Annotated in this window: 17 protein-coding genes, 1 tRNA gene, 2 pseudogenes and 1 riboswitch; of the genes and pseudogenes, 4 read left to right on the top strand and 16 right to left on the bottom strand. The window is 37.0% G+C overall.

The window, feature by feature from the left end; genetic code table 11:
• Nucleotides 1–345 precede the first annotated feature (345 nt).
• Together BOQ62_RS00005 and BOQ62_RS00010 are read left to right on the top strand one after the other, a co-directional pair.
• Nucleotides 346–419, top strand: a tRNA-Ala gene (locus tag BOQ62_RS00005).
• Nucleotides 420–583: 164 nt separating this feature from the next.
• Nucleotides 584–1120, top strand: coding sequence for a GNAT family N-acetyltransferase (locus BOQ62_RS00010; protein ID WP_129036429.1), 537 nt, complete (start codon nt 584–586; stop codon nt 1118–1120).
• An 83-nt stretch (nt 1121–1203) separates the two neighbouring features.
• On the opposite strand, the gene BOQ62_RS00015 is transcribed toward BOQ62_RS00010, so the two are convergent.
• The 3 genes and pseudogenes from BOQ62_RS00015 to BOQ62_RS00025 form a co-directional block, all read right to left on the bottom strand.
• On the bottom strand, nt 1204–2235 hold the full coding sequence (locus BOQ62_RS00015) for a hypothetical protein (protein WP_129036430.1): 1032 nt from the start codon (nt 2233–2235) through the stop codon (nt 1204–1206).
• On the bottom strand, nt 2222–2818 hold the full coding sequence (pnuC, locus tag BOQ62_RS00020; RefSeq protein ID WP_129036431.1) for a nicotinamide riboside transporter PnuC: 597 nt from the start codon (nt 2816–2818) through the stop codon (nt 2222–2224). Before pnuC ends, BOQ62_RS00015 begins: the two co-directional genes overlap by 14 nt.
• A 25-nt stretch (nt 2819–2843) precedes the next feature.
• Nucleotides 2844–2950, bottom strand: a riboswitch (TPP riboswitch).
• 89 nt (nt 2951–3039) lie between these two features.
• Nucleotides 3040–3650, bottom strand: a pseudogene (locus BOQ62_RS00025) (alpha-ketoglutarate-dependent dioxygenase AlkB family protein).
• Nucleotides 3651–4026: 376 nt separating this feature from the next.
• Between BOQ62_RS00025 and BOQ62_RS00030 the strand changes: the two are divergent.
• Entirely contained in the window at nt 4027–6636 is a 2610-nt protein-coding gene (locus BOQ62_RS00030) for a TonB-dependent receptor (RefSeq protein ID WP_129036432.1), read from the top strand.
• A gap of 140 nt (nt 6637–6776) precedes the next feature.
• A complete protein-coding gene (locus BOQ62_RS00035; protein ID WP_129036433.1) occupies nt 6777–7121 on the top strand; it encodes a hypothetical protein in 345 nt (114 codons plus the stop codon).
• A gap of 179 nt (nt 7122–7300) precedes the next feature.
• Here BOQ62_RS00035 and BOQ62_RS00040 read toward each other — a convergent pair whose 3' ends face one another.
• From BOQ62_RS00040 to BOQ62_RS00100, 13 genes and pseudogenes are all read right to left on the bottom strand, one after another.
• Nucleotides 7301–7780: a MarR family winged helix-turn-helix transcriptional regulator gene (locus BOQ62_RS00040; protein WP_129036434.1), complete on the bottom strand. Its 480-nt coding sequence runs from the start codon at nt 7778–7780 to the stop codon at nt 7301–7303.
• Entirely contained in the window at nt 7777–8268 is a 492-nt protein-coding gene (locus BOQ62_RS00045) for a GNAT family N-acetyltransferase (protein ID WP_129036435.1), read from the bottom strand. The genes BOQ62_RS00040 and BOQ62_RS00045 overlap by 4 nt, the downstream gene beginning before the upstream one ends.
• Nucleotides 8269–8419: 151 nt before the next feature.
• Entirely contained in the window at nt 8420–9835 is a 1416-nt protein-coding gene (locus tag BOQ62_RS00050; protein ID WP_129036436.1) for an efflux transporter outer membrane subunit, read from the bottom strand.
• A 91-nt stretch (nt 9836–9926) separates the two neighbouring features.
• Nucleotides 9927–13073 (bottom strand): efflux RND transporter permease subunit, encoded by a 3147-nt coding sequence (locus BOQ62_RS00055; RefSeq protein ID WP_129036437.1) that lies wholly within the window; start codon nt 13071–13073, stop codon nt 9927–9929.
• Nucleotides 13073–14137: an efflux RND transporter periplasmic adaptor subunit gene (locus BOQ62_RS00060; protein ID WP_317127340.1), complete on the bottom strand. Its 1065-nt coding sequence runs from the start codon at nt 14135–14137 to the stop codon at nt 13073–13075. The genes BOQ62_RS00055 and BOQ62_RS00060 overlap by 1 nt, the downstream gene beginning before the upstream one ends.
• A 123-nt stretch (nt 14138–14260) precedes the next feature.
• The gene (locus BOQ62_RS00065) at nt 14261–14716 is read right to left on the bottom strand and encodes a transcriptional regulator (RefSeq protein ID WP_065394571.1); all 456 of its coding nucleotides are present in this window, start codon (nt 14714–14716) and stop codon (nt 14261–14263) included.
• A 116-nt stretch (nt 14717–14832) separates the two neighbouring features.
• The gene (locus tag BOQ62_RS00070) at nt 14833–15345 is read right to left on the bottom strand and encodes a GNAT family N-acetyltransferase (RefSeq protein WP_129036438.1); all 513 of its coding nucleotides are present in this window, start codon (nt 15343–15345) and stop codon (nt 14833–14835) included.
• Nucleotides 15346–15501: 156 nt separating this feature from the next.
• Nucleotides 15502–15731: pseudogene (locus tag BOQ62_RS00075) on the bottom strand (DUF2007 domain-containing protein).
• 61 nt (nt 15732–15792) lie between these two features.
• A complete protein-coding gene (gene lat / locus BOQ62_RS00080) occupies nt 15793–17118 on the bottom strand; it encodes an L-lysine 6-transaminase (protein WP_129036439.1) in 1326 nt (441 codons plus the stop codon).
• 113 nt (nt 17119–17231) lie between these two features.
• Nucleotides 17232–18755, bottom strand: coding sequence for an aldehyde dehydrogenase family protein (locus BOQ62_RS00085; protein WP_129036440.1), 1524 nt, complete (start codon nt 18753–18755; stop codon nt 17232–17234).
• Nucleotides 18756–19255: 500 nt separating this feature from the next.
• On the bottom strand, nt 19256–19444 hold the full coding sequence (locus BOQ62_RS00090) for an Arc family DNA binding domain-containing protein (RefSeq protein ID WP_129036441.1): 189 nt from the start codon (nt 19442–19444) through the stop codon (nt 19256–19258).
• 85 nt (nt 19445–19529) lie between these two features.
• On the bottom strand, nt 19530–20396 hold the full coding sequence (locus tag BOQ62_RS00095) for an SPFH domain-containing protein (protein WP_129036442.1): 867 nt from the start codon (nt 20394–20396) through the stop codon (nt 19530–19532).
• A gap of 478 nt (nt 20397–20874) precedes the next feature.
• Nucleotides 20875–20982: IS3 family transposase (locus BOQ62_RS00100; protein WP_164976642.1), on the bottom strand; the 108-nt coding region annotated here is incomplete at its 5' end.

Below are 20982 nucleotides of genomic sequence, written 5' to 3' on the forward strand. Positions count from 1 at the left end.
TAATCCTTTATTTCGGTTTAATTTTTCAAAAATAAAACCGAATAAGGATATCATTAATAACAATAGATATAAGATTTTTTCATTCATTTTTTACAAAAATGAAATATTCTTAATACGATATTTTACGGAAATCCGTAACTAGAATTATTGCACGGTTAAAATCTTTTTGTATAAATAGAACTAATTCAATAATATAATAACCCAGAGAATTCAGGAATAACTTCTCAATTTATCTCCAAAAGATTGAATTAGAAATCAAGGTTGAAAAAAATGACAATCAATTTTGAGAAATAATTTGCAAATACCATTAAATACTTACTTTTGTAGCGCTTTTAAAATAAAGACGGGGGATTGGCGCAGTTGGCTAGCGCGTTTGACTGGCAGTCAAAAGGTCACGGGTTCGAATCCCGTATTCTCCACAGATGTAGCTGAAAATATATTCAAAATACATTAAAACATTATAACTCCTGTAATTCTTGATGATTATAGGAGTTTTTTATTTCTCATAATTAATAAAAGCCCTCATTCCCCATTGAAAAACTTCCCAATTAATCCTATTTTTGCCTGAAATAACAGTACAATCATGCAACTTTATACAAAAAGACTTCTTCTACGGGATATTACGATGGATGACAAACAGAACATTTTCAATTACCGTTCAGATGCAGAAGCAAATAAATTTCAAAGTTGGATTCCTGAGACGCTGGAAGATGTAGAAAGTTTCATTCGAAGAAACAATAAAGAATTCAATCAGCCTGAAAGCTGGTACCAACTGTTGATTACCGATAAAGAAACAAAAGCGGTTATTGGAGATATCGGAGTTCATTTTTTGGGAGATGAGAACGTACAGGTAGAATTCGGAATTACATTAAGCAGCTCTTTTCAGGGTAAAGGCTATGCTTCTGAGGCTTTAAAAGGCATTATTGATTATCTTTTTAATGATTTACATAAACATAGAATTACCGCTTCCGTAGATCCTGCTAACACGGCTTCTATTCAGCTTATGGAAAGAATCGGTTTAAGAAAAGAAGGGCACTTTGTGAAAAGTCTGTTCTGGAAAAACAACTGGGTAGATGATGTTATTTACGCTGTTCTCCATGAAGAGTGGCCTAAAAAATAGATTTTCCAATAAAAAATGGGGAGTATCTGCTAAGAAGTAAGTGCCAGCCATTTCCTATTTTATATACATCAAAAGTAGAATCATCAGAAAGAAAAGTTCAAACCATCAGCTGAAGGTCTGAAATTGGAATGCATTGCCGCTGTAAAATAATCACAGAACACCTGATACACTGCAGAATTGGTATCCGTAGCCCGGATTCCTAATTGTGTGTAAACCGTAAGAATCTGATGGGATAATCTTTGAACCAGCTCTACTCCATATTGGTGAATTTCATCTTGTTGCTCATCTGAAATCTCTTTATGATCACCAAGTATATTTTCTACTTCTCTGGCAATGTTTAGTACTTTTTCCAAATGTTTTTCAACAGACTCTGCGAAACTTTTGAAATGGATCTCAGGACGAATCAATTCTGCTTCTTCTATAAAATGAGAAGCCATTCCCAAATAATCGACCAACAGCGTCAGATCTGCAAAAATCCGAAATGGAATGGTCTCCAGAATATCGTTGGTGAAAAAGGTATCATAAACAAAACTGTAATCTTCACTAACGAGAACATTTTCAACAGTGAATGAATAGGTACCACTGGCTTTCATTCCCATCGATTTCCAGTTCGGAATAACCTCAGCGTGTTCTTTCGAAATAATAAATGATAGAATGATGTCATTGCCATCTTTATCTCTTACAGGTTGTCCGTTCTCTGTAATGTTAGCATTTAAAGTAAAATGCGTCAGATGTGGCGCTCCGGTTGCAAAATTCCATGAACCATTAATCAAATAGGTATCATCATCTTGTTTTTCTGCTGTACCGCCAATCATACCACTTCCGCCAAAACAGGTTTCAGTATGAGAGAAAAGCAATTGAGCAACCTCTGGTTTCATGTTTCTGGAAAAATAATTCGCTCCTGCACAAAGCGTTAGCATCCAGCCAAAACTGCCATCGGTTTCTGCCCAGCCGAATAAGGCTTTAAGTCCTTCTTCAAAACGATATCCCAGTCCGCCATATTTTTGGGGAACCCAGATTTTAAGTAATCCTTCTTCATGAATATGTTGTATTACCTCATCAGAAATTGCAGAAGCTCCATGAAGTTCTTTTCTGATATCTTTAGTACTCAGCATTCGCTTTAGATTTAATGATTTTCTGCCATTCAATATATCCGGAAATTGCTACTAAAAATAAAAATGACGTCAAAACAGCATAGAGATATAATTCCTTATGAATCATTAAGGGAACGGAAATAATATTACTTACGTTCAATATCACCCAGTTTTCAATTTTCCGTCTCGCCATCAGCCACATTCCTGCCCAGGCAAAAGCACTTACCAGAGAATCCCAGATTGGAACATCTGAATCTGTAAAATGGGTAAGAAAAGACCAGAATAAAATAAAAGTTCCCAGAACAATTCCTCCGGTAATCCATTTTTCTGTGGTGGTGGTAACGGAGATTTCCATTTCGGATTTTTGTTTTCCGAATTTCCAATATAACCATCCGTAGATGCTCATGATCAGATAATAAAGATTTAAGGTAAATTCAGCATACAGCTTTGATGTAAGCATTACATACAACGTTAGCAGAATCCCTGCAATTCCGAAAAGATAGTTGTTGACATTGTTTTTACGAGCCAGTAAAACCTGAATGACTGAAAATAAGACTCCGAACCATTCCGGTAAGGTAATTTGTTTTAAAATGTCCTGCATCATATTAATTATTAGAAATCAAATGATGAGATGATCAGTAAGCAATCCCTACGCCGGCATTATCCGGATCAGGTGTGGAAGTACATTCCTGGGTATCATCTCAGCCACTGTTCTGTAGCACCCCATTGTTGGGGCAAAGGTGCAGTTTTTTTATGGAAAAAGAAAGGACTTCAGGCTTTTTATTTTGAATGAAAACCCTTCAATCTGTCACTTAAAAGAATCTTTTACACTTCTTTAACCAACCGAAATGTAAGATTGATACGCTCCTTCATAGACAGTACAGACTTTGCAATCCGATGTTCCCAATGTTCCTGCAAGTCTCCTTTCATAATTAATAATGATCCATGAGGAAGAGGCAGACTGTATTTACTCTGGTGATGATCCTTTTCCGGAAATCGAAGTTTCTGGTCTGTCCTAAACTTAAAGATGCGATCACAGGACGTTTTCCATATCTGCTCTCTTTATCTCGGTGCCATGCAACCGAATCATTGTGATCCCTGTAAAGATTAAGCAATACGGAATTGAACTGATAGCCGAATGTTTCCTCTATCCTTTGTTTTAAAGATAACAGTTCAGGTGTCCAGAGATTATTATCCACTTCCCCATTACCCAATGGATAATCCGTTTTCGGATCACCATACCAGGCTGTTAAACGGGGTGTCAAAACCATCTTATCATACATTTTCTGGGTCCTTTGTTTCCAGGGAGCTGTTTCAATTAAATGGTTTTTAAGTTGGTCCGCTTCTTCCCGGCTCAGGAAATGCTCTCTGTATTCCAGAAGGTCTTTTGGGAATTCATACAAGTCTTCTGAATCAAATAAGCTGAGCTGGGTCATTTTTTTAGTTTTTAAATAATAGAAAACGTTATGTAATCTGAGAAAACAGATTTGATACAAATAATATCTGCAAATATATTAATAATGATACAAAATAAACCAAACCATAAAGGTCATTAGAAAAAAATACATAATGATAGATTTTTAGAGAAGCTACATCATTATTTTTATTCGTTAAAAACAATCCTCTTTTTATATAATTCACTTTTATAACAAATTGTAAATTAAATATCTGAAATAATTAATACATTCAAAAAAACGAGTAATAATGCATTATATGCACGCAATAGGATGTCACTTCGGGAAGATTTAATACTTAATTCAAAAATAATTATCCATCTTTGCAGCCTTAAAATCAAACACGCTAGTTTATTTCATGAGCATTACTTTTAAAAAGCGACTAATTATAGCGCTTGTATTACCTACGGCCGCCATCTATTATGGGCAGAGTACGAAGGATTCATTAGACAAATCAAAATCTATTGATGAGGTTATGTTGGTAGGTAGAAACCTTTCCCAAACAGCCAAAGAGAGAAAAACGCCTGTTGCAGTTTCCAACATTAAAGCAGCAGAGATTCAGGAGAAACTGGGAAACAGAGAATTCCCTGAAATTATGAAGTCTACTCCATCCGTTTACGTTACCAAAGTAGGTGGAGGATTTGGAGACAGCAGAATCAACATGAGAGGCTTTGACGGGGCTAACATTGCAGTAATCATCAACGGACAGCCAGTGAATGACATGCAGGGAGGTACTGTTTACTGGTCTAACTGGACGGGATTAGCTGACATTGCCAGCAATATTCAAATTCAGAGAGGATTAGGAGCTTCTAAATTTGTTGTTCCATCTGTAGGAGGAACCATCAATATTGTAACCAAAGCTACCGATTCTGAGCAGAAAGCAATGGTAAAAGGAGAAGTTGGTAACGACAACTACTCCAGAATATCTGCAATGTACTCTTCGGGGTTAAAAAACAAATGGGGAACAACCGTATTGCTTTCCCGTTGGCAAGGTGATGGTTATATCAACGGAACACAGGGAGAAGGTTATTCCTGGTTTTTCTCTACAGGATTTAAGCCTAATGAAAAACATGCGTTCAATTTTATCGCAACCGGAGCACCACAGGTACACGACACAAGAAGATCTTCTGCAACCGGAGCGAATGTAGCTACTTTGCAGCAACTTGATACGTATGGAAGAAGATACAACCCACAAACAGGAATGCTGAATGGTTCTCAATTCAATTTAGCACCTAACTTCTACCACAAGCCTATCGCTTCATTAAACTGGGATTGGAATATCAATGATAATCTAAAACTATCCACAGTTCTTTATGGTTCATGGGGACGTGGCGGCGGAGGTACCGGACTAAATGGTTCTATCAAAAACGCAGCTGGACAAACGATGAACTTCATGAATTATGGTGCTGGTGGAGACGGTACGATCAACTGGGATATGATTTATCGCTATAACAGAGGAGGCATGGTAACAGATTATAATGGAAATACTTTCCAAAAATCAACCTTCACTGCACCTGCAGGTTCTCCTACGGATTATAACGGAAAATATGTAGCTACGCTGAACGGAACCAATGGTATCGTAAGAAAACAAAGCATCAATGCTCATGACTGGTATGGAGTAATTGCTGACCTTAATTATAAAAAGAATAACTGGACCTTTAACGGAGGTATTGATCTTAAAACATACAAAGGAGCTCTGTATGACATTGTAACTGATATGTTAGGATCAGATGCATTGTATGTTCCTAATACAGCCAATGCACCAAAGGGATATTTTATCAATCAGACTGTAAAACCTGAACCCCTTACTAAGCTTAAAGATGCTCAAAAAGTATCTATTCACAATGAAGGTTTGGTAAAATGGGCTGGTATCTATGGAATGGTTGAATACAGCTCTGAAAAGCTAAGTGCTTCTGTTCAGGGATCCGTTTCTGAGCAATACTACAAGAGAGTAGATTATATGCTGTATACACCAGGAAACCAGGAAACAAAATGGTACCACAAAACCGGATATATCGTAAAAGGAGGTGCCAACTATAATATAGATGACCACCACAATGTATTTTTCAATACAGGGGTTATTTCAAGACAACCATTATTCAACGCTTTGTTCCCATCCAACCAGAATATCTACAACGATGCAAAGAATGAAAGAATCTTCTCTGTGGAATTAGGATATGGTTTCAAATCGCGTTATATAGATGTAAACATCAATGCTTACAGAACGCAGTGGGATGACAGATTTATTTCAAGAACATTCAATGCCACGGCAGCAGATGTTGCAAAATTCTCCCAGTTAAGTCTTGGAAATGCTTATTTCTATAATGCTTTGAACGTAGGACAGGTACACCAGGGACTTGAGCTGGAGACAAAAGCAAGACCTTTTGCTAACCTTAAGCTTAGAGGAATGGTTTCATTCGGTAATTGGAAGTACAAAGGAAACGCCAACTTCAACATCCTTGATGTTCAAACTAACCAGGAAATAGCTGGAGCTACAGGAGTGATCAACATCAAAGACTTAAAAGTTGGAGATGCTGCACAAACTACTGCAAGTATCGGGGCTGATTATAATATTACAAAGGCTTTCAGTATTGATGCTAACTGGGAATATTATGACAAGCTTTATGCTCAGTTCAACCCGATCAACTTCCTTACTGAAGCAGCAAGAGAAAAAGGAATTGTAAAATTGCCAAGCTACCATTTATTTGATGTAGGGGCTTCTTACAAATTCACATTGGATGCGAAAAAATCTTTAACATTAAGAGCGAATGTATACAACCTATTCAACAAATATTATATTTCTGAATTAAGTTCTAACATCTTCGCTGGCGATAAAATTGCTAATGGTCCGGATGCCGGGAAAACCTATCAGGATGCAGGAAGAGTGTATCAAGGTGTTGCGGATGGTAATACAGGATTCCTTGGTTTTGGAAGAACCTGGTCTGTTGCAGCCACTTTGAGATTCTAAGATCATTTCATTTTAATAATGAATCAGAAACCCCGCTAATTTTGGCGGGGTTTTATTTTTAAAACAGATTATTCTAAAGAAATAAATGATAATTTAGACCAAACAAATAATTAAAAAATATTCATTTTTTTCACTCAGATATGGACAGAGAAACTATAAATTATATTATCAGATATTTTAGGAAATTAATGACTGATGATGAAGCATTAGCACTGAATCATCATATGTATACTTTCAAAAGTTCTGAAAATGTATATATGAGAAATCTAATGATAAAACGAGGCTGGATAAGTTCCGATCCTGAAGTCACAAAACTATTAGAAAATGGATATGAAGTTTTTGAACAAAATGTTGTAACGCGAATAATGACAGAAACTCCAGAAAAAGTTTTTTTCAACAATTGTCCAAAATGCCACAGACTCGCTCGTACTCCATATGCCAAACAATGTAGATATTGTGGGTATAGCTGGCATCATTCACCTTAAAATCAAGATTTTTTCAAGTTACGGAAAGATTTTTTTTATGACCTTACTGGAACCCGTAACGGTATTATTTATTTATCTATTAATATTGTAAATCATAGGAAGAGGTATTTAACAATATCAACTTATTTTTCAAGTCATCTAAGTGTGTAAACAAACCGGTTAATAAATCAGCCGGTTTATTATTTTGTATTCTTCACCTGCAATGCCCTCTGATAAAAAGACTGGCTGGCAATTTTCTCTTCAGCTTCATCAATAGCCTTTAGGAGATTATTTTCATTATCTGCAATCTCACTCAATACTATGGTCACCAATTCCCAAACAGGTTTCATTTTTTCAATCAGTTCAGTACCTTTAGAAGTTAACAAAAAGAGCCTTTTACGCTCATCATTGATATCTTTTTTCCATTCTAAAATTTTGAGCTTTTCAAGTTCTTTAAGCAAAGTTATGGTAGAAGGATGGCTATACCCAATTTCATTAGCAATTTCAACCACACCTGCAGTTCCTTTCTTGTATATGGTAAAGATGACCGGAAACCATTTGAGTTCAAAATCTATCCCAAATGCTTTATAGATCATAGCTCCATCCTTTCTTAATTGTTCACTAAGACGATGTAATCTGGTTGAAATAGCAAGTATTCCTGCTTCGTTGATGACATTCATAAGGTGGTATTTAAATGATAAAAAATATCATCGGAACCCATCAATGGAAATTGAGCCGGAAGTTTTTCTTTTTCAATTTTTTCGAAGTTGTTCCGTTCGTAAAATCGCTGAGCAGCTTTCAATATTGTAATGGTTCCCAAATATAAATCATCTATTCCGTTTTCCCGGCAGAAAGAAATTAAAATTTCCAATAATTCCTGTGCAATATTTAGTTCTTTTCCTCTGAATTCTTTTTTCACAAACATTTTCCTGATCGCTCCTGCCCTTTCATCAAATTTAACCAAAGCAATAGTTCCTACCAGTTCTCCATCTACGAAGGCACCCCAGAAGTTACCTCCCGCTTCGGTATAAAAACTTTCAATCTCAAAAAGATCCGGTTGGTCATGGATGGTAAGCGGAACGTTAAACTCTTTCTGCTGAATTGTCAAAATCAAATCAATAGCCTGTTCCGAATAAGAATTTCCTATGGGCTGTATTTGTAATTTCATAGTACTTCAATTTTAAGGTATAAAACTACGTAGTTAAATACATATATACAAATTGATTTTACCTATTACATTATTTTAACGTGATCAATAATAAAAAAACGTATGCCAATACTGACATACGTTTTTTTTGATATTAAATTGCAGAATACGGTTATTTCCAGCCTCCACCTAAAGCCTGATAAAGCTCTACAGCGGCTTTCATTTTACTATATCTTGCATTAGAAATGTTAAGTTCTGCATTCAGTGAATTCACGCTTGCATTCAATACTTCAAGATAGTTGGCCATACCATAGTTCACCAATTCCTGAGAATAGTCAACCGATTTTTTATAGGCATCCAGTTCTTTTTGTTTTAATTCAATGAATGAATCCTGAACGGAGAAAACTCTGATGGCATCAGAAACTTCTTTCCCGGCAGTAAGAACTGTCTTTCTGAAGTTCAAATACGCAGTTTCCTGGTTCGCAAGACTTACATCATAGTTGGTCTTGATCTGTCTTTTGTTCAAAATTGGCTGAGCCAATCCAGCAACTACATTCGCAAACAGTGAATTTACACTGAATAAGTGATCAATATCCACAGACTGAAGTCCTCCACTTCCTGTCAGTTTTAATGTAGGGTAAAACTGAGCTTTGGCAGCATTAGTCAGCTCAAAAGCATTCATCAGGTTGTACTCTGCTCTCATTACATCCGGACGGTTAGCCAGAAGTTGAGACGGATAACCTAACTTCAAATCAATCGGCAGGTTTTGTCCTTCCAGTGTAGATCTTGCAATAGAATGAGAAGGCTCACCCATCAGAAGACTCATGGTATTTTCCAGCAGCTGAATCTGTGTATCAATATCAATCAATAATGATTTGGCATTGAAAACAAGTGCCTCACTCTGCTGAACTGCTACTTCAGTAACGGTTCCCGCAGTTTTCAAAGCTTTTGTTGCTTCCAGGTTTTTCTCTCTTACCGCAATAGTTTCTGTAATAATTCTCTTCTGAGCATCAAAAGTCAATAATTGATAATACGCAGAAGCAATGGAAGACACAAGGCTGCTTTTTACAGCTTTATGAGCAGCAACAGTTCCTAAATAAGTTGCTAACTGTGCTTTCTCCTGTGCTCTTAGTTTTCCCCAGATATCTGCTTCCCATCCGATACTTGCCGTAATGTCAAACTGATTTACATAACGTCTTTCCCCGATGATCTGCCCAAACTGAGTATTAATAGACTGAGTCTGAAACGTATAATTTGGTCCGATGGAAAGAGTTGGTTGATACGCTGCTTTGCTTTGTTTCAGATAAGCTTCCGCAGAATTGATACTTTCTAAGGCAATTCTGATATCCAGATTGTTTTCCAGTGCTTTAGAAATGTGTCCCTGCAATATTGGATCGGTAAAGATCTCTTTCCATGAAATATTGGCAATGCTGGCACTGTCTGAAGGAAGCATATCTGTACGGAACAGCTTTTCGTCTACAACGTTCTTCGGTCTTTCATATTCTTTTCTCGCCATACAAGATGAGATGGCTCCGAGTATGAAAACTGAAAAAGTGATTCCTTTTATGATGTTTAATAAACTCTTCATTATTTTTAATTAGAAGTTAGAGTTTAGAAGCTAGAAGTTAGTTTTTAGACTCATCTCTAATTTCTAACTTCTAATTTCTTAAATCTTAATTTTATTCTGCTAAATTGATCTCTTCTTTTTTGATAGGCTTAATTTTTTCCTGCAATGTTTCAAAAATTACATACAATACAGGAATTACAAATAATCCTAAAATAGTTCCTATCAATAGTCCGATAGCTGCACCGGTAGCGATAGATCTGTTACCTACTGCACCAATTCCACTTGCCAGTACTAATGGTAATAAACCGAAGATAAAGGCGAACGATGTCATTAGGATAGGTCTTACTCTCGCTTTCGCTGCATTGATGGCAGACATAACAATGGTTTCACCGTGATGTCTTCTTTGGACAGCAAATTCCACAATAAGGATCGCATTTTTCGCCAGTAGTCCCACAAGCATGATCAAAGCAATCTGGAAATAAATATTATTTTCCAAGCCCATAATCTTCTGTCCGAAGTAAGCTCCCATTACCCCTAGAGGAAGAGAAATAATAACGATCAGTGGAAGGATATAACTTTCATATTGTGCAGAAAGGATAAAGTAAACGAAGATCAAACTTAACCCGAAAATCAAAAGCGTTTGAGATCCTGAATTTAATTCTTCTCTCGTCAACCCTGTAAATTCTACAGCATAGTTTTGATTCAGGGTTTCATCTGCCACCTGCTGTACTGCAGCAATCGCATCCCCGGAACTGTAACCATCAGAATTTGCTCCTGTCACCTTCACGGAAGTAAACAGGTTGTAACGGCTTACAGATTGTGGTCCGTATGCTTTTGTTAATGTTACAAACTGTGAAATTGGAGACATAGTACCTGATCCGGTTCTTACATAAAGCTGGTTCAGGTTATCAATATTCTGTCTGTTTTCAGGAAGTGCCTGAACCATCACTCTAAACTGTTTACCGTACTTGGTAAAGTCGGCAGTATAAATACCTCCAATATACCCCTGCATGGTAGCCAGAATGTCATTGACAGAAACCCCAAGCTGTTTGCTCAGAGGAACATTGATCTCCATCTGATACTGAGGATATTTAGTATTGAATGACGTCTGCGCAAACTGAATTTCCGGTCTCTGCATCAGCTTACCGATGAATTCATTGGTTTTAGCATCCAGATCAGCATATTCACCTCCAGATTTATCCAGTAGTACCATCTCAAAACCTGCACTGTTACCAAATCCCGGTACACTTGGCGGTTGGAAAAATACTACTTTGGCATCAGGAACAGCTCCTACAATTCCAAATAATTTTTTGGTGATATCTTCAGAGGTCTGTCCGTCTTTTTTTCTTTCATCGAACGGTTTTAGCTTTATAAAGGCAAGACCATTGTTACTTCCGTTTCCTGATAAGAATCCTCTACCTGTAGAGATTGTTACGTTCTGTACTCCCGGAACTTTCAATGCTTTAGCCTGAAGGGCTTTCAAAGCGTTATAGGTTCTTTCCATAGAGGCTCCCGGAGGAAGCTGAACATCTGTAAAGATAATCCCTCTGTCTTCTGTAGGTACAAAACCTTTCTTCATACTGCTGCTTGCCCAGAATAAAATACCTCCCGTAACTGCAAAAATAATCAGGGTTACCCATTTATGTCTTAAAAGGAATACAAATCCTCTTCCGTAACGCTCAGTAGTTGTTTTAAAAGCAATATTAAACTTATAAAAAAACTTCTGTAAAATATTTAAGTTCTTGTACTCTGCATGATGCGCTTCGTGAGGCTTTAGGAATAATGAACATAGAACCGGGCTCAACGTTAATGCATTAATAGCAGAAATGATGATTGCAATAATCAGCGTAATACCAAACTGTTGGTAGAATACCCCTGTAGGTCCTGTAATGAAGGTTACCGGGATAAATACTGCTGCCATTACTAAGGTAATAGAAATAATAGCTCCTGTAATCTCATCCATCGCTTCTACCGTGGCTTTTTTCGCATCAGAAATACCATGCTCCATCTTTGCATGGACGGCCTCGACGACCACAATGGCGTCATCCACCACAATACCGATCGCCAGTACCAATGCAAATAATGTTAAGAGATTTAAGGAATATCCGAAGAGATTCAGGAAGAAGAACGCCCCTACAATAGATACTGGAACTGCAATAGCCGGAATCAGCGTAGATCTGAAGTCCTGAAGGAAAATATATACTACAATAAATACCAGGATGAAGGCTTCGATCAGGGTATGTACTACCTTTTCAATAGAAGCTTCCAGGAATTCGTTGGTATCAAAGTTAAAAGTATACTTGATTCCTTTTGGAAAAGTTCCTTCCGCAGATTTCAGATACGTTTTAATATTTTTAATAATCTCCTGTGCGTTGGATCCCGGAGTCTGGAAAATCCCCATACTGATGGAAGGATTGTTTCCGTTTTCCCCGATACCTGTGTAAGACTGACCTGCCAGTTCTACCTTGGCAACGTCTTTCAGCATCAGGTTTTGTCCGTTTGCAAGAGATTTGATGATGATATTATCATATTGTTCTTTATCGTTGAATTTACCTACATATTTGATGATATATTCAAAAGAACTACCACTGTTTTGTCCGATAGATCCCGCTGCTGCTTCCCTACTTTGCTCGTTAATCGCATTGGTAACATCCGTAGGAGTTACACTGTAGGCAGCCATTTTTGCCGGATCCAGCCAGATTCTCATTGAGTAGTTTTTACCACCGAAAACGTTGGCATCCCCTACACCATTTACCCTTTTAAGGTTTGGAATAATGTTAATGTTCAAAAAGTTCTGAAGGTATACGTCATCCAGATCTTTATTTTCAGAATAGAAAGACATATACATCAGGGCACTGGTCTGCTGTTTCTGGGTTACAACCCCTGAACGTGTTACTTCAGATGGCAAAAGAGGTGTTGCTCTCGCCACACGGTTCTGTACGTTTACCGCAGCAATATCTGGGTCTATTCCTTGTTTAAAGAAAACCTGGATTTGGGCAGAACCGTCGTTCCCCGCACTGGAAGTAATATAATCCATACCTTCCACCCCGTTGATCTGTTCTTCCAAAGGTACTACTACACTTTTCATCACCGTCTCGGCATTCGCTCCCGTATAGTTGGCGGAAACACTCACCGTTGGTGGCGCAATATCCGGATACTGTGTAACCGGTAACGAGATCAGCCCTAGTATACCGAGAATCACAATCAAGATTGAGATTACGGTAGATAAAACCGGTCTGTTAATAAAGTTTTTTATCATTAGAATTTCGGTTTTATTGATTGAACTAGGCTATCCATTTTGATCGGTTTCGGTTTTACTGCTGTACCTGGTTTCAGACCTCCGATACCGGCTGCAATAACCGTTTCTCCTTTATTAACTCCTGATTTGATAAGAGCCATATTGTCGATTCTGTCGATAACATTTACCACAACATTTCTGGCAGTGTCACCTTTTTCTACTTTGTATACGTAAACAATACCTTGCTGTTCGTAAGTAGCACTTTCAGGAACTACCAATACATTATCATAATTCTGAGGGAATCTGATGGTTCCACTGTTACCATTACTCAATAATTTCTGAGCATTGGAGAATGCCACTCTGAACTGAATGGTTCCTGTTGTAGGATCAATCTGACCGGTAATGGCTTCAATTTTTCCTTTTTCAGGATAAAGACTTCCGTTGGCCAGCTGAAGCTCTACCATTGGTAAGTTTTTAATTTTCTCAGGCATAGAGGCACCCGGAGCTTTTTCAAGGAAATTGAAATATTCCTTTTCATTCATTGCAAAGTAAGCATAGATCTCAGAAGTATCAGAAATCGTTGTAAGAGGAGTCTGATCAGACGGTCCTACCAAACTTCCCACTTTTAGCGGAAGTCTTCCGATTACCCCTGAAATAGGCGCACGAATGATAGAATATTCGATATTCGCTTCTACTCCTTTGTAATTGGCTTCTGCCTGTCTTTTGGCAGCATTGGCCTGCTGTAACTGAGCTTGTGCCTGAGCCAGCTGAGCCTGAGCAGTCTGCAGCTGTACATTGCTGATGATATTTTTCTGAACCAGAGGTTTTAGTTTGTTCACTTCAACCTGAGCCGCATTTACGGAAGCCTGAGCTGCTGCAACACTGGATGCTGCTGCCCCGATTCCTGCTTTGGAAGCCGCTGCATTTTCGTTCAGAATATTGGTTTCCAGACGGAATAAAGGCTGTCCTTTTGTAACATATTGTCCTTCATCTACCAATACCTGGGTAATATATCCCTGTATTTTTGCACGTACATCATTGTTTACTCTACCTTGAATGGTAGCCGGAAACGTCTGATAACCCACTATATTTTTTGACTCCACAGAAACAACCGGATACGGCTTGGCACCATCCTGTTTCGGGGCTTCTTTTTGCAGGCAGTCAGTGAGAATGCTGCAATGGAAAGTATAACTAGCTTATTATTCATTTTATAGTTTATTAAGAGATTCCTGAATATTTTCTATGTTTTTATTTAAGAGTGCTTTGTAAACTTCTATTCTTTCATTGTATCCATCGTCTTTACTTTTTTTAAAATTGTTTAAATCATCTAATAGTTTTAATTCGTCCTGCATTTTCTGGACAATTTTTTCGAATCGTATTTTCTTGTATTCGTCGTTGATGAAAAAATATCGTTTCCGCTCATCCATTTTATTATGATCCACGATAAGCTGTGCATTGAGCAACAGTGAAATACTTGTAGATACGGAGCTTTTGCTCGCAGAAAGTACTTCCACAAACTCATCAAAAGTAATTCCTACTTTCTCATAGTCGAAAAGAAGGTAGGAATAAATTTTAGATGCTAAAGGGGGTAAGCTGAACACGGTGCCGTAAAACTTTACGGCATCCTGAAAAATTTTCTCATCAATTTCTATACTTTGGTGCATAATATAAAAATTTGAACAAATGTAAAAATTAGTTCAGAACCAAACGAACAAACTTGATAGAGTTTATAAATAAAGGGCGGTTTAAAAATTCAATGAAAGAGGATTTAACTTTTTGCTTAAATTATAATCTTCTCAAAAGCTTTCCTCATTCCTCCCGCGAGAAGAACTTCTCCACAATAAGAATACCCTTTGCTTTCAAGAATTTTCAGCATCGCAATATTATCATAGTTGGTATCTACTTTAACACTCTGGATTCCATGAGATTTCGTAAATTCTTCTATGTAATCAAAAAGTTTTTTTACCATACCCTGTCCTGCAAATTTTTCATCTACAGCTACTCTGTGAACCACTACAAATTCACCGTCACTCAGCCATGCCCCTTCAATGGTACTATAAGCCGGTTCGTCATTCATAATAAGGGCTGCATAAACTGCAATCTCCCCATCTACTGTCAAAACATACCCGAATCCTTTGGCAATATCACTTTCTACTGTCCCGAGATTAGGGTATCCGTCCTGCCATTGGGTACTTCCATCCTGTCTTCTTCTTTCTATAGATTGCTGGATAATTTCCCAAATAATGTTTCTGTCTTCAATTTCTGCCTGTCTTAGTGTAATCTCTGGATTCATGTTGTAAAATTTGATTAAAAGATTGAATGTTTAAAAAATCAGAATGAGTTCTTTGATCTTTTTATCTTTTAATAGTTTATAATTAATTAAAAAACCGAAAATTAATGTAGATTAATTTTCGGTTCGAAGTAGTAAAATTTAAAATTATGAAATTGTTTATTGATTTTCACTTTGTTGAAGGTAAGCATCAATAACATCAAATGCTTTTTTTCATCTTCCAGGTCTACCATTACCTTCAGCGAAGTGGCTGTTGGCGTTGTAGTAAACGTAAGATAATTATTTTCAACGGTATTTGTAATTTGTGCATCATCCAATTTAGACTTAACCAACTGAATTTCTGAAGGGTTATCACTTACATACACTGATACTCTCGTACTTCTTTCCATATTCTAATTGTTTCAGTATCTAAATATACGATCTTTTTTTTACAATTACAAATCCTGAGTTTTAAATTTTATTAATATTGTTTTCAATTTTGTCTAAAGCAAGCTGAATTTCTTCCTTTGTTACATTCAAATGAGGTCTGAAACGAAGAGACTGGTCTCCACATGGAAGAATGATTAATCCATCCTTGTAAAGCTCACTCATCAAGGCATTTCTCTGTTCTCCTGATGGCAGATCAACTGCACACATTAAGCCTCTACCTCTTGCATTTGAAATTTTTTCAGGATATTTTTCTGCCAGGGTTTTCAAACTCTCCAATAAGAAATCTCCTACTACTCTTGCATTCTCAACAAGGTTTTCTTTTTCGATCACTTCCATTACCAACTGGAAACGAAGCATATCTATAAAGTTTCCTCCGAAGGTAGAATTGATTCTTGAACTTTCTCTGAAAACGTTATTCGGAATTTCATCAAACTTTTCTTTATTGGCTAGAACACCGCAAACCTGAGCTTTTTTCCCAAAGGAAATGATATCCGGTTTTGCTGTAAAATGCTGGAATGCCCACATTTTCCCTGTAATAGCGATCCCCGTCTGAACTTCATCAAAAATAAGTAAGATTTCGTTGTCATCACAGATTCTTCTTAATCCTAACAGGAATTCGTCTCTGAAATGATTGTCACCTCCTTCTGCCTGAATAGGTTCTATGATGATACAAGCCACTTTATTGGGGTTCATCAAAATAGCCTCTTCAATCTGAAGTAAAGCAAGGTTTTCATTTTTGATAGTTTCTTCCAGGTTCTCATCTGTAATTGGGAACTTTAATTTTGGATTTAAAATTCTCGGCCAGTTGAACATTGGGAAATATTGGTATTTTCTTGGGTCAGAAGTATTGGTTAAGCTCAAAGTATACCCGCTTCTTCCGTGAAAAGCCTGTTTGAAGTGGATGCAGATTCCTGCTTCCGTGTCTAATCCTTTTGCAAAGTTTTTGCGGGTTTTCCAGTCGAAGCATGCCTTCATTGCATTTTCAACGCCAAGAGTTCCGCCTTCGATAAAGAAAGCATATTGTAATTCTTCAGGAATCACTACTCTTTCGAATACTTCAAGAAAATGAGCGTATTCTTCAGAGTAAACGTCAGCCAAAGTAGGTTTGTTTACAGCCATTTTTCCCAACCATTCTGATCTTTCTACAAGATAAGGGTGGTTGTATCCAACGGATGCTGATGCGAACATAGAGAACATATCCAGATATTCTCTGTTGGTCAATTTATCATAAAGCCATGATCCGTGTGACTTTTCAATGTCCATCACAAAATCGAAACCGTCTGCAAGAACGTGTCTTCCTACTGTCTCTTTTACTTTATTTGCTTTTATATCTAATGTTTGTTCCATAATAAATTTGTAGTGTGATTTAATAAGTGAGTGATTAAATGTTCCCAAACAAGGAAACATTTAACCATTCAGGTTATTAAGTTTTAAGTTTTTGGGTACTTTAAGTAAAGCTTTTATAAATCAAATTTAATTCCTTGTGCTAAAGGAAGTTGTGCGGTGTAATTGATTGTATTGGTTTGTCTTCTCATATAATACTTCCAGGCATCAGATCCTGATTCTCTTCCACCTCCGGTTTCTTTTTCACCACCGAAAGCTCCACCAATTTCAGCCCCAGAAGTTCCGATATTTACATTGGCAATACCACAGTCTGAACCAGCGTGAGAAAGGAATAATTCTGCTTCTCTTAAGTTCTGAGTCATGATCGCAGAAGATAATCCCTGAGGAACATCATTTTGAATAGCGATGGCATCTTCTAATGTTTTGTATTTGATCAGATATAAGATCGGTGCAAATGTTTCGTGCTGAACAATCTCATAAGAGTTTTTCACTTCTGCCACACAAGGTTTCACGTAGCATCCGGATTCGTAATCTTTTCCGGTTAAAACTCCACCTTCAACAGCGAATTTTCCACCTTCTTTTTTACATTTCTTGATGGCTTCTTCATATTGATTTACTGCATCGGTATCAATAAGCGGTCCTACATGGTTTTTCTCATCCAATGGATTTCCGATTTTCAACTGACCATAAGCTTTTACTAACCTGTTTTTCACTTCGTCATATACACTTTCGTGGATGATCAGTCTTCTTGTTGAAGTACATCTCTGACCTGCCGTTCCTACAGCTCCGAAAACAGCTCCGATGATTGACATGTCAATATCAGCTTCTTTCGTAATGATGATAGCATTGTTTCCACCTAATTCAAGGATAGATTTCCCGAATCTTTCTGCTACTTTAGAAGAAACCATTCTTCCTACTCTTGTAGATCCGGTGAAAGATACAAGGGCTACTCTTTTATCATCTACTAATTTCTGTCCGATTTCGTGGTCTGATACCAATACACTTGAAACTCCTTCAGGTAGATTATTTTCCTTGATAACCTCCATCATGATATTCTGGCATGCAATAGCACAAAGTGGTGTTTTTTCAGACGGCTTCCAGATGGTAACGTTACCGCAGATCCAAGCCAAAGCTGTATTCCAAGACCAAACGGCTACCGGGAAGTTGAATGCAGTAATAACTCCTACTACTCCTAGCGGATGGTATTGCTCATACATTCTGTGTCCTGGTCTTTCCGAGTGCATCGTGTACCCCTGAAGCTGTCTTGAAAGTCCTACCGCAAAATCACAGATGTCTATCATCTCCTGAACTTCACCAAGTCCTTCCTGTAATGATTTACCCATTTCATAAGAAACAAGTTTACCAAGATCGTCTTTATATTCTCTTAATTTTAAGCCCAGCTGTCTTACGATCTCTCCTCTTTTGGGAGCCGGAATCAGCCTGAATTCCTGAAATGCTTTTTGAGCAGTTTCAATTACTTTGTCATAATCACTTTCTCCGGAAGTTTTTACTTTAGCGATCAACTTTCCGTCCACAGGAGAGATGCTTTCAATCACCTTTCCTGAAGCGAAATATTTTCCGCCCACTGAAGTCCCTTTGTTCTCTTCTTTGATACCAAGATTTCTAAGTGTTTTTTCAATTCCGAAATCCTTTACTTTTTTGACATAAAATCTTACTTTTCGTTCTCTCTAAAGATAAAAATATTATGTGAACCTCAAAACTTTAATTTTTAATATGCTTTTTATTTGGACTAATTATAAACATGCTTATCTTTGCAGGGTAATCATTTTGATAATCACCGATGGAAAATTCACAAGAAAATAACTCAAAGTTTAAAAAGTGGTTCAAGCGTGTGGGATGGGCAGGATTAGCTTTCTTTACTATAAAAGGCTTGATTTGGCTCGTCATATTCTACGTTGGCGCAGATAGTCTTCAGAGTTGTATAAAATAAAAAGCAGAGAATATTTCTCTGCTTTCTTTTTGGTATAAGGTTAACTGAATTGTTATTTATACATTGAAGTGTTCGAAAAAAGGGTCTTTTTTACATTTTCTCTAATGTAAAATCCGGATTAAATGGAGGCTTCTTATGAATAAATTCCCCAAAACCACCATTATTCCTTAAAAATTGATTTATCCAAAATCACTCTTTCTTTTTTCTTCCTGAATCTACCAGGCTCTGATGCAGTAAATATTCAATCTGACCATTCACACTTCTGAATTCATCATTGGCCCACTTTTCAAGGAGTTTATAAGTAGACTCGTCTATTCTTATCACAAAGGATTTTTTCCCTTTGCTTTCCGAAGAGTTTGGAGCTTTTTCTGATTTCATTTTTCTATAATTCTCTTACATTATTTCTGACTGTTCCAGTGTAGAAGACATCTTCACTAAAATCTAACTGTTAATTTTTCACTTCTTAATTATAAAGTGTTCCGGCATTTAATATAGGTGTTGCCGCTTTTTCACCGCAAAGAACCACCATTAAATTGCTTACCATTGCCGCTTTTCTTTCGTCATCAAGCTCAACGATATTCTCTTCTGAAAGTTTTTTCAAAGCAAGGTCTACCATTCCTACAGCACCTTCTACAATCTTCGTTCTTGCAGCAACGATAGCCGTAGCCTGTTGTCTTTGAAGCATTGCCCCCGCAATTTCTGAAGCATACGCCAGGTGTGAAATTCTTGCTTCCTGAATCACAATTCCCGCTTTTGAAAGACGGTCTGTAAGTTCCTGCTCCAAGATAGAATTGATTTTATCTCCTCCTTCTCTCAAGGTAATCGGAGCATGATCATCTTCCAAATTATCATAAGGAAAGCTCATCGCCAGGTGTCTTACCGCCGCTTCACTCTGCATTTTCACAAAATCTGAATAACGCTCTACGTCAAAAGCAGCTTTGTAGGTATCTCCTACTTTCCATACAATTACTACTGCAATTTCAATAGGGTTACCCATTTTATCATTTACTTTCAAAGTCTGGCCTTGCAAATTCTCTGAACGTAACGATATTTTCTGTGACGAATACAAAGGGTTGATAAAAAACAATCCGTTCTCTTTTACGCTTCCTACATATTTTCCAAAGAAGTTTAATACTCTTGAATGGTTAGGCTGAATAATCATTAACCCTTTTAAGAAAAAGCACGAAAGAAGAAAACAAAGCATAGAGATAACCACATAGGCAATACTTTGATCTACACCAGTAACAAAGAAGTAAACTGCTGCAACAAATAATGCAAGGCAGATAACTAAGGTAAGATAACCCGACATGGGTTTTAATGTTTTTTCCATGATTGAAATTTTAGTTTGATATTATTTTGATATCATAAAGATACTAATGAATTTTGAATTATAAATGAAGAATTTTGTTTTTTTTGAGGTGCCGGGTTCGGGTATTTTAGCTAACGCAGAGTTCGCGAGGGCAATTATTTTATAATGTGTTTTATCTTTTGTTCGCAAAGCCACTTCGTTTAGCTAAGACCTCTATTTTCTTTGCTGAGTGAAATGCCTTAGCGAACGATATTTATTATCCTCAAAAATCATTGCAAACCTTAGCGTTTAGAAAATATCAGCTCCTTACACTTTACAAAACTTCTAACTTAATTAATCCACTTTCTTCTCTTGCCGAGTGAAACACCTTTGCGAACAATATTTATCATCATAAATATACCATTGCGAACATAGCGTTAGAAAAGCTCAATCCAAAATCAGAAACAATAGGAATAAAAAAATCCCGGAAAGTAGACTGCACCCAAAAGTTTAGACAAAATTAAACAAAATTATTATATGAAAGAGTTCTGTACTGTACCGGACTCTTTCCTTTTAGATTAAGTCTTATCCTGTCGTTATTATAGTAATTGATATACTTCTTTATTTC

Source organism: Chryseobacterium sp. CH21 (assembly GCF_004119445.1).
Lineage (GTDB): Bacteria > Bacteroidota > Bacteroidia > Flavobacteriales > Weeksellaceae > Chryseobacterium.